At 60.8% G+C, this 9396-nt stretch carries 7 protein-coding genes and 1 pseudogene; all 8 read left to right on the forward strand.

What is annotated here, in order from left to right; all coding sequences use genetic code 11:
• The first annotated feature begins 9 nt into the window (after positions 1-9).
• The 8 genes and pseudogenes from ACSQ2A_RS10980 (at position 10) to ACSQ2A_RS11015 (ending at position 9082) form a co-directional block, all read left to right on the forward strand.
• Complete coding sequence (locus ACSQ2A_RS10980; RefSeq protein ID WP_436072260.1) at positions 10-921, forward strand: 2-deoxy-5-keto-D-gluconate 6-phosphate aldolase domain-containing protein; 912 nt, start codon at positions 10-12, stop codon at positions 919-921.
• 1 nt (position 922) lies between these two features.
• Complete coding sequence (locus tag ACSQ2A_RS10985; RefSeq protein ID WP_436072261.1) at positions 923-2272, forward strand: FGGY-family carbohydrate kinase; 1350 nt, start codon at positions 923-925, stop codon at positions 2270-2272.
• A gap of 25 nt (positions 2273-2297) precedes the next feature.
• Entirely contained in the window at positions 2298-3506 is a 1209-nt protein-coding gene (locus ACSQ2A_RS10990) for an ABC transporter substrate-binding protein (RefSeq protein WP_436072262.1), read from the forward strand.
• A gap of 50 nt (positions 3507-3556) precedes the next feature.
• The gene (locus ACSQ2A_RS10995; RefSeq protein WP_436072263.1) at positions 3557-4477 is read left to right on the forward strand and encodes a carbohydrate ABC transporter permease; all 921 of its coding nucleotides are present in this window, start codon (positions 3557-3559) and stop codon (positions 4475-4477) included.
• Entirely contained in the window at positions 4474-5304 is an 831-nt protein-coding gene (locus ACSQ2A_RS11000) for a carbohydrate ABC transporter permease (protein ID WP_436072264.1), read from the forward strand. The genes ACSQ2A_RS10995 and ACSQ2A_RS11000 overlap by 4 nt, the downstream gene beginning before the upstream one ends.
• A gap of 45 nt (positions 5305-5349) precedes the next feature.
• Entirely contained in the window at positions 5350-6420 is a 1071-nt protein-coding gene (locus ACSQ2A_RS11005; RefSeq protein ID WP_436072265.1) for an ABC transporter ATP-binding protein, read from the forward strand.
• Positions 6421-6833: 413 nt separating this feature from the next.
• Positions 6834-7504, forward strand: a pseudogene (locus ACSQ2A_RS11010) (class I SAM-dependent methyltransferase).
• Between the two features lie 375 nt (positions 7505-7879).
• On the forward strand, positions 7880-9082 hold the full coding sequence (locus tag ACSQ2A_RS11015) for an alpha/beta hydrolase (protein WP_436072266.1): 1203 nt from the start codon (positions 7880-7882) through the stop codon (positions 9080-9082).
• Positions 9083-9396 lie beyond the last annotated feature (314 nt).

Raw genomic sequence — 9396 nt, forward strand, 5'->3', positions numbered from 1 at the left:
GTATTTCATATGTCCATCTCCACGCGCCCGCCGCTTTACATCCTTGCCTTCGATCACCGTGTTTCGCTCATCAAGATGTTTGGTGAGAATAGTGGCCAATTCAACGGCCGCAAGGTCGACTTCGCCGACCTCAAATCAGTCATCTTTGATGGTCTGATCGAGAGCCTTCCTGGCCTGGGCCTTCGACCGCAGGACGTGGGCATTCTCATCGATGAAGAATGCGGCGCCGCGATTGCACGCAAGGCGAAGGCAGCCGGGGTGAAGCTCGCCATGCCGGCCGAGCGCTCCATGCAGAATGTATTCGAGCTCGAATACGGCGCCGAATTCGACAAGCATATCGAGGACTTCCAGCCCGATCAGGTCAAGGTGCTCGCCATCCGCAATGATGCGATCGACGCGGATTCCGTTGCGCTTTCCATGTCGCGCCTCAAGGAGCTGTCTGACTGGCTGAAGCCGCGGCCCTATCGCTTCATGCTTGAGCTCCTGGTGTTCGCCACCCCTGAGCAGCTGGCTTCGGTCGGAGGCTCGCAGGAACGCTTCGATACGGAATTGCGCCCCGCCATGATGGTGGAAACCATCAAGCGCTACCAGGAAGCGGGCATTGAGGCAGACATCTGGAAGGTCGAGGGTCTCAAGGACGTGGCGCATTACGCCGCCGTTGCTGATCAGGCGCAGGCCGGCGGCCGTGACAATGTTGATTGCATCATTCTTGGACGCGGTGCGCCCGAGCCCGTGATCGAAGAATGGACGCGCAAGGCGGCACAGGTGCCCGGCTTTACTGGCTTTGCGATCGGTCGCTCGACCTGGGCCGACAGCCTCAAGGCCTTGATGGACGGTACCGCAACGCGTGCCGAAGCGAGTGCTGAAATCGCTCGCCGCTTCTCCAGCTATGTCGAAATCTTCCGGGCGGAGCGTGGCTGATATGGCACGTCACGGGGTTCTTATTGGCGTCGACATCGGCTCGACTGTCTGCAAGGTGCAGGCGATCACGCCCGATGGCCAGCTGGTCGCGCTCAATTCGGCTACGACCCCGTGGGAAGACACGGTTCACGGTCGCCAGCTCGATGCGGAGGTCCTATTCGGCCGCATCGTTGAGAGCATGGCGGCCGTGCGCGGGGCCCACACTGTACTGGGTATCGGCGTCACCGGTTTTGCTGAATCCGGTGTGGTGCTCGACGCGCAGGGCAGGGTGCTTGTGCCGGTATTGCCCTGGTACGATCCGCGAGGGTCAGAAGTGCTCGGTCAGATCGAGACCAATCTGGGCGCGCGTGGCTTTGCTGCCATTGCCGGCCTGCCGCTAAACCTCAAACCCAGCGTGATGAAGTTCGGCTGGCTGATGACGGCTGTTGCGCCCAAGACGTCGTGGAGCCGTTGGCTGAACATTCCCGAATGGGTCGCCTATCGGCTGACTGGTGAACTGGCGTCCGAGCCATCGCTATCGAGCCGTACCGGGATGTTTGATGTCGGCGCTAGCCGAGAGTCCGGCGAAGTACTCGATTGTGTAGGTGCACCACGAGGTCTCATTGGCCCGTTGGTGCATGCCGGCGAACCCTGGGGCACCGTCACCTCCAGTTTCACGGGTCTCAGCGGCGCGGTTGTTACCGTCTGCGGCATGGACCATTTGGTTGCCGGGGTTGGCGTCGGTGCCGTGGGACAGATGGACCTGCTCGATTCCTGCGGCACGGGCGAAGCGCTCATTCGTCGCCTGCCGGCCGACATGGTCAATCGCAACTTCCTCATTGAGGCTCTCGACCAGGAGATCGCGGTTGGTCGGGATATCTTCCCCGATCAGGTGCAACTCACCACCAGCCTTCGCTCGGGCATCGGCATGTGGCGTTTCCTCAAGCTCATGGGCAAGGGCGAAGCTGACATGGATGGGCTTGACCAGGAAGCGCTGAAGCTGGCGACGACGCCGAGCAGCCCGGTGGTTGACCGCGTCTGGCTCGAAACGGCCGTACTCTCGAATATCGGCTATGACCCGTCGCCGGCTTCGGTCTGGCGCGCTGCGGTTGAATCCGTACAGCGTCGGGCTGCGGTTCTGGCCGATCGTATGCAGGAATTCGCCGGCGCGCATGAGCGTGTCATCGCCACCGGCGGCGGCCTTCGGTCGCTCCTCGTCCGGACGCTGAAGCGCGAAATCCTGGGGCCCTACGAACAGCCCGATGTCGTCGAATCCGCCAGCCGCGGCGCCGCTCTCTTTGCCGGCATGGCCGCCGGTTGCTCTGCCCCCATCACTGTAATCCGCCACTCCCGAGGAGTGGCGAATACCTGACGTCATCACTTTAGGGAGGAACCAAATGATGATGAATAGACGCACGCTTCTGGCAACAGTCGCGACAACCGTGCTGCTCTCCGCCACGGCAATGGCTCAGGCTGAGCCCGTAGAGATCAGCTTCGCCGCTTCCATGCTCGGCGAACCGCTGCGTGGTCCGTTGCTCATCGCGCTGGTCGAGGAGTTCAACGCCAGCCAGAGTGACGTGCACGTGGAGCCGGTGACCACACCGTTCTCGTCTTTCGGCACCACCATGTTCACCCAGATGGGTGGCGGCGGCGGCCCGGATATCATTGCCTTCGACCAGCCCAATATCTTCGCGGCGGCCGATGCCGGACTGCTGGTGGCGCTCGACGATATCACCAGCGGCATCGAACTTCTGCCTGGCAATGACTCGCTGGTGGTCGACGGCACACGCTATGGGGTGGCGCTGGATATCTCCAATTACGCGTTGATCTACAATCCGAACCTCGTCACCAATGTGCCGAGTAATTTCGACGAGCTGGTCGCCGAAGCACAGGCGCAGACCAAGGGCGATGTATTCGGTTTTGCCTTCCGCCACACCCAGGCAGAAGAAGCCGGCATGTGGTACGATCTCTCGAACTACGTCTATGGCAATGGCGGCCACTGGGCTGTCGAGGGCGTTCCCACGATCAATAGCCCCGAAACCGTCGCTGGCGTGACTGCCTACAAGGCCCTGTTCGATGCCAATGTGATCCCCAAGGGTACTGATGCGGCCACCTATCGCCGCATGTTCGCCGAGGGCAAGATCGCCATGATGATCGACAATGGCGGCATCCCGACCGTGCTCAAGGGGACCAATCCGGATGCAGCCATCGCGGCAGCAACGGCGCCCCTTCCAACGCGCTCCATTGGTCAGGTTATGGCCGCACTCGCCATCAACGGCAATTCGGCTAATCCCGACGCAGCCAAGGCATTCCTCGCCTGGTTCCTGTCGCCTGAAGCGCAGGCAAAGGTGCAGGGCTTCCTCGGTGGCTCGACGGCAGCGACCCCGGTGCCGCGTTCGGCCGAAGAGCTGGCCAAGGCGCCCTACATCGAAGTGTTCGACAGCCTCGGCGATGTTGCCTTGCCGTTCATGCCGCAGGGCCTCGAGATCGAAACGCCGCAGATCCGCAATATCGTGGTTGAAGCTGTTCTCCGCGCGCTCGCTGGCCAGACTGACGTGCAGACGGCGCTCGACGAGGCCCAGGCTCAGGTCGAAGCTCTTATCTAAATCAATTCCCGCCCCGCATTTGTGCGGGGCGGGCAACTTTCGGTGACCTCATGTCGAGCAGCGATCCCAAAAACCTCGCCAGAATCCACGGCAGCAAATGGCTGCCTTACATTCTGGTGCTGCCAGGCGTCCTCTACCTCATCCTCTTCCAGGGCATTCCGCTTCTCCAGGAAGTTCGCCTGTCCTTCTCCAACACGCCGCTGCTCAATCCTGGCCGATTCAATTTCGTCGGCTTCGCCAATTTCGAGCGCCTGTGGAACGACCCAAACTTTGCCAATACGGTACGGGTTACAGCCATCTACGTAATCGGCTGTGTCATCGGCACCATCGGGCTCGGTCTTTTCACGGCCACCTTGCTGGATCGTGAGTTCCGCGGCCGATCGTTGATGCGCTCGCTCATCATCATTCCATGGGCAGCGCCGCCGGTCGCTATTGCCTTGATCTTCCGCTGGATGCTCAACGGCCAATACGGGATCACCAACAGAGCTCTGGGCGTCTTCGGTCTGGCGCCCCCCGACGGGCTCTGGCTCGACAATCCGAGCCTGTCGCTGATCACTGTTCTTGCCATCACGATCTGGCAGCTCTTCCCGTTTACCGCCGTGGTCATTCTCGCAGCGCTGCAGTCAGTGCCTCGTGAATTGCGTGAGGCCGCTCAGATGGATGGCGCCGGCCTCTGGACCCAGTTTACCGCCGTGACATGGCCAGTCATCCGGCCGACAGTGTCGCTGCTTGCGCTGCTGATGACGATCTGGTCGATCCGCCGCTTCGAAATCATCTGGCTGCTCACTCAGGGCGGTCCCGTGGGTACCACCAATACGCTCGTTGTCGACCTCTACCGCCGGGGTTTCATCATCAACAAGCTCGGCGAGGCGGCTGCCGTGGGCATGGTCGGGATGCTAGTTTCCATCGTCATCGTCATCATCCACTTCGTTCTCGTCAATCGCATCGAACGGGCGGAGGCTTCCCGATGACCAGCGCGCGCATCATCAGCTATGTCGCCATTCTCATCGTGCTGATCCTGGCAGGGCTGGCGGTCTTCCCGTTCTACTGGATGTTCGTCACCGCCACGACGTCGGACGCAAATATGTTCGGCTCCGTCCCGCAGTTGTTGCCGGATTTCAGCCGGCTCGGCATTTTCGCTCAGATATTTGCCGAGAGCGCAGTGCGCGAATGGTTGGTCAACAGCCTCGTCATCGCTGCCGGGACCGCCGTTTTGACGCTGCTATTCGCTGTTCCGCTTGGCTATGCGTTTTCTCGCTTTAGCTTCAGAGGAAAAGCATTGGTCGGGTTTGGGCTTCTCGCCACTCAGATGCTACCAGAGGCGGTTCTGGTTGTACCTCTATTTTCGATCTTCTCGCCTTTGCATCTGCTCAACAATCTGGGTGGTCTCGTTCTGGCCAACACAGCCTTCACGCTGCCTGTCATCACCTGGATACTGAAGAATGCCTTCGACACCGTGCCGGTCGACATCGAGGAGGCGGCTGTTCTTGACGGCTGTTCCGGTATTATGGCGCTGGTGCATGTGGTTCTACCGGTGGTCATGCCTTCGGTGGCGGCCTCCGCGGTCATCGCATTCTTCCACGGCTGGAACGAATATGTCTTCGCACTGACCTTCATTACCGACGATGGGCTGAAGCCCGCTTCTGTCGGTCTGGCAGGGTTCATCGGCGAGATTTCCACGCCCATCCAGTCGGTCATGGCGGTCGGCGTCGTCTACACCCTGCCAGCGGTCGTGCTCTATCTCATCATGCAGCGCTTCATCGTCTCGGGCATGGCCGCCGGCAGCGTCAAAGGCTGATTATAATCAATCATTTGGCCGCTTTCGGCGGCAGAAGAGGCAGATATGGCTTCGGTTGTACTCAAGAACATCAACAAGACCTTTGGCGCAGTCACCATCATCCCCAATCTCGATCTTGAGATTGAATCAGGTGAGTTCGTTGCTCTGGTCGGCCCCTCGGGTTGCGGCAAGTCCACCTTGCTCCGTACCATAGCCGGCCTTGAAGAAATCACCGGCGGCGAGATCTGGGTCGAGGGCCGGAAGGTCAACGAGGTGAGCCCCAAGGACCGCAACATCGCCATGGTGTTCCAGTCCTACGCGCTCTATCCGCAGATGACGGTCCGGCAGAACATGGGGTTTAATCTCAAGTTGGCCAAACGGCCCAAGGCCGAGATCGAACAGCGCGTTGCGGAAGCTGCCCGCATGCTCGACCTCGAAGCATTGCTCGATCGAAAGCCGGGGCAGCTATCGGGCGGGCAGCGCCAACGCGTCGCCATGGGCCGGGCCATTGTGCGCAGCCCGAAGGTGTTTCTGTTCGACGAACCGCTGTCCAATCTCGACGCGAAGCTGCGCGTCGCAATGCGTGCCGAGATCAAGCGCCTGCACCAGACGGTGAAGACGACCTCGATCTATGTTACCCATGACCAGATTGAAGCCATGACGCTGGCCGATCGCCTCGTTGTTCTCAACAAGGGCGTCATCGAACAGCAGGGCACACCGCTCGAGCTCTATTCCAATCCGGATAATATCTTCGTTGCCGGCTTCATCGGCTCGCCTTCGATGAACTTTGTGCCAGCCGAGCTGGTTCAAGAGAGCGGCGCCTGGGCGGCGAAGCTCAGCGATGGTAAATTGCTTCCTTGTCCTTCGGAGCGCGGTGCCCGGGCTGTCGGGCAGGCGGTAACCGTCGGTCTGCGCCCCGAGCATCTGGTGATGCGCGCTGGCGGCGAACTGTCGGGCCGGATCACCATGATCGAACCTACCGGCGCGCAAACCCTGGTCTATTTCGATCTGGCGGGAACGCAGCTTACAGCACTCGTCGACGGCGACACCGCACTTTCGGTCGGGGAGCAATTTGCTTGCTCGATCAATTCTGAGCGCGTCTATATTTTCGATCGCCAGACGGGAGAGAGAACATAGTACGAAGCCAGCACTGTTGCCGCTGGATCGGCCGGTCTTGAACAAAAGCCCAAGGGCACCGTCTTCGGCGTCCTTGGCGAACTCGACAACAGCTTCTCGCAAGAGATAGCCCGCCTACCGCGTGAACCGCGTCACACGTTCAATCTGGAGCAGCGCGCGAGCCGACCCTTGCAACCGACCTTACCGGTTGCGTCCAGTTGGGAATTCTAGCCTCAAGAGCGGATGGACTGGTAACCACCCCATCCGAGACATTTTTGGAACTGCTATTCTTCCCACTCGGAAGTCATGGCCACAAAGGCCTTTTTTAACAGGGAATTCTCGGTTTGCAGCTTTGCGACTTTATTTCGCAAACGCTTCAGCTCGGCTTCCGGGGCACGCCTGCCCCTCGCCGCCCATGAGCAGAGGACGATGCAATGAAGACCACATTTGCCGGACACGGACGAGGATATCTCGAGGGGCCGCCTCGCCAGGTGCCGGGCTTTGCCAGCCTGCATCGCATGGTGGAGATGCTCTTGGCTGAAAAGATGTCGCCAGGCGGACACGTGCTAGTGCTTGGCGCGGGCGGTGGCATGGAACTGAAGGCGCTGGCGGAGGCGCAACCCGGATGGACCTTCGACGGGGTCGATCCGTCGGCGGACATGCTGGCACTGGCGGCGGAGACGGTGGCGCCGCATAGCGATCGGGTTCGCCTCCATCACGGCGGCGTCGAAGCCGCCCCACAAGGGCCGTTTGATGGCACGACCTGCCTGCTGGTCTTCACTTCATTGACCGGACAGAGCGGGCACGCATCCTTGCTGGACTTCGGCAGCGCCTGAGACCCGGGGCGCCCCTGGTACTCATGCATATCAGCTTTCCACAGACCGAGCCGGAGCGGTCGCAATGGATCTCCCGCCACGCGGCCTATGGTGCGCCGCCCGGCACAGATCCTGCCCATCTTGCCGCGGCCCGCGAGGCGATCGGCAGGAGGCTAACCATCCTGTCGCCAGACGAGGACGAAGCGATGCTGGCCGAGGCCGGGTTCGCACGGATCGGCCTGTTCTTTGTAGGCCTGAGCTTCAGGGGGTGGGTAGGCTATGCAAATTGAGACCCCCGATTTGGCGCAAAGTACAGGTTCTGCGGAAACCGGATCCGAGCCATTGCAGCGTCGAGCGCCATGGGGTGTGCTGAGCAAAATCAGGCGGACCAACTACCCCACCCACTACCGCGGTTGCGGCAACTAGAGCAGACCGGCAGCTCTCAGGAAATCGAGATTGCAGCCTGAACGGCAGGAATGGGGCGCTTCGCCGACGGCCAACTTGCCTGTGCGCCTGCTGATCGAAGAGGGCGGGGCACACTCGAGACATCCTACTTCGCGGAATACTCCGGCTTATTCGCCATATCGACATGCGCTATGTTCGTGTTCCACTCGGTGGCCGGGCCACCGTCACGATCGTGGGCAAGCGTCTTTGGGGGAATACGAATGGCTGGTGGTTGCGGACGGGGCATAGCGTGGTGGGTGCTATTGATTGTCTGCCTTGCTGCCATTGCGGGGAGCGCGGTCGTCCTGGCTTTGGCGCTCGGCGCCGCGCTCGATCCGACATCGAGCTATTATGCAACGATGTCGTCTTCGTTGTGGACGACCTTCGGCCCCCATTTCGTCGTGCTGGCGGGTGTCGCCGGATTGGTGTCGATCGCAGCCTGGCGCTGGGGGCCTGTCTGGCTCGGTCGGGCTGCGACGACCCTATCTACCGCCGCCACATTGGCCTCCGTTTTCATTGTCGGCAGCATAATGGTCGCCGCGGGGAGCGCAGGTGGCAGTGTCAACCCTGTCGCCGGCCTGTTTCTTGGCAAGATAGGTGATCCCCAGCCCGATCAGGTCGCCACGGTTTCAGCTGAAGCAGACAATCCTCTTACCGCTGCGATCTATCTTCCGCCCACGCCCACGACCTCGGCGCCCGTCTATGTCTATATCCATGGTGGCGGCTTCATGATCGGCACGAATACCGAGACAGCAGCCGACCTGCGCTGGTTTGCCGATCGCGGCTGGATCGTGTTCAGCCTGGAATATCGGCTTTTTACCGCCGGCAATCCAACCTGGGACAAGGCGCCCGTGGACGTGGCCTGCGGGTTAGCCTGGGTTCATGCCAACGCTGCGACCTATGGCGGCGACCCGGATCGCCTCGCACTGCTGGGCGATTCTGCCGGCGGCAATCTTGCTGTGAACCTCGCCTATGGAGCTGCACAGGGCGCTGTGCAGTCCACCTGTGGTGACGTGCCGGTGCCCAAGGCTGTGGTTGTGCAGTATCCCGCCGTGAATCCAGTGGCGACCTATGAGCGTGGTTTTCCGGTGCCTGGCTTCGAGCCTCAGATGCTAATGATGGGGTATCTTGGGGGTGCGCCCGAAGAGTTTCCCGAGCGCATCTCGGCCATCAGTTCGGCAACCTACATCTCCGATAAGGCGCCGTCGACCTTGGTCATCGAGCCCGAAAAAGATGGCCTTGTCGTATCCGATGGCGTCTATGCGTTTGTCGAAGCCGCCAGAGCGGCAGGGGTCGATATCGAGATAGCACGCATACCGTTCGCCAACCACGTCTATAACCAGATCGCGGCAAACTCGATCGGCAACCAGGCGCGCCTCACTATCACCGAGCATTATCTCCGCACGAAGAGCCTAGCGCCCTAAGCTCAGCGGGTTTGGTGTCTGCTTGAGTGTGCCTCCTGCTCGCCGATAGCCTTCAGTCCGCTTACCACCCCGCGCAGGTCGTTCGTTGGGCGAATGACGATGTCCGCTTTCAGGAGGTCGCCAAAGGTCGTCTAATGACCGGAATGCGGCGGTTGACGGCCTAAGAAGGCATCTCGTTGCTTCCTGGCGTAGCCGAGACAATACCGTGATCTTGCTGTGGCCATGCAATTTGGCAATATGCCAACTCATGACGGAGTTTGTACTTCGGGGCGGAGATGAGCGTGTTGATTTCCGCCGAGAAGTGACCCGGGGGG

This window comes from Devosia sp. LjRoot3 (assembly GCF_964252865.1).
Taxonomy (GTDB): Bacteria; Pseudomonadota; Alphaproteobacteria; order Rhizobiales; family Devosiaceae; genus Devosia.

Bases quoted from the DNA above. Each gene is read 5' to 3' on its own strand.
- ACSQ2A_RS10980 (WP_436072260.1), top strand. From the start codon at position 10: ATGTCCATCTCCACGCGCCCGCCGCTTTACATCCTTGCCTTCGATCAC.
- ACSQ2A_RS10985 (WP_436072261.1), top strand. From the start codon at position 923: ATGGCACGTCACGGGGTTCTTATTGGCGTCGACATCGGCTCGACTGTC.
- ACSQ2A_RS10990 (WP_436072262.1), top strand. From the start codon at position 2,298: ATGATGATGAATAGACGCACGCTTCTGGCAACAGTCGCGACAACCGTG.
- ACSQ2A_RS10995 (WP_436072263.1), top strand. From the start codon at position 3,557: ATGTCGAGCAGCGATCCCAAAAACCTCGCCAGAATCCACGGCAGCAAA.
- ACSQ2A_RS11000 (WP_436072264.1), top strand. From the start codon at position 4,474: ATGACCAGCGCGCGCATCATCAGCTATGTCGCCATTCTCATCGTGCTG.
- ACSQ2A_RS11005 (WP_436072265.1), top strand. From the start codon at position 5,350: ATGGCTTCGGTTGTACTCAAGAACATCAACAAGACCTTTGGCGCAGTC.
- ACSQ2A_RS11015 (WP_436072266.1), top strand. From the start codon at position 7,880: ATGGCTGGTGGTTGCGGACGGGGCATAGCGTGGTGGGTGCTATTGATT.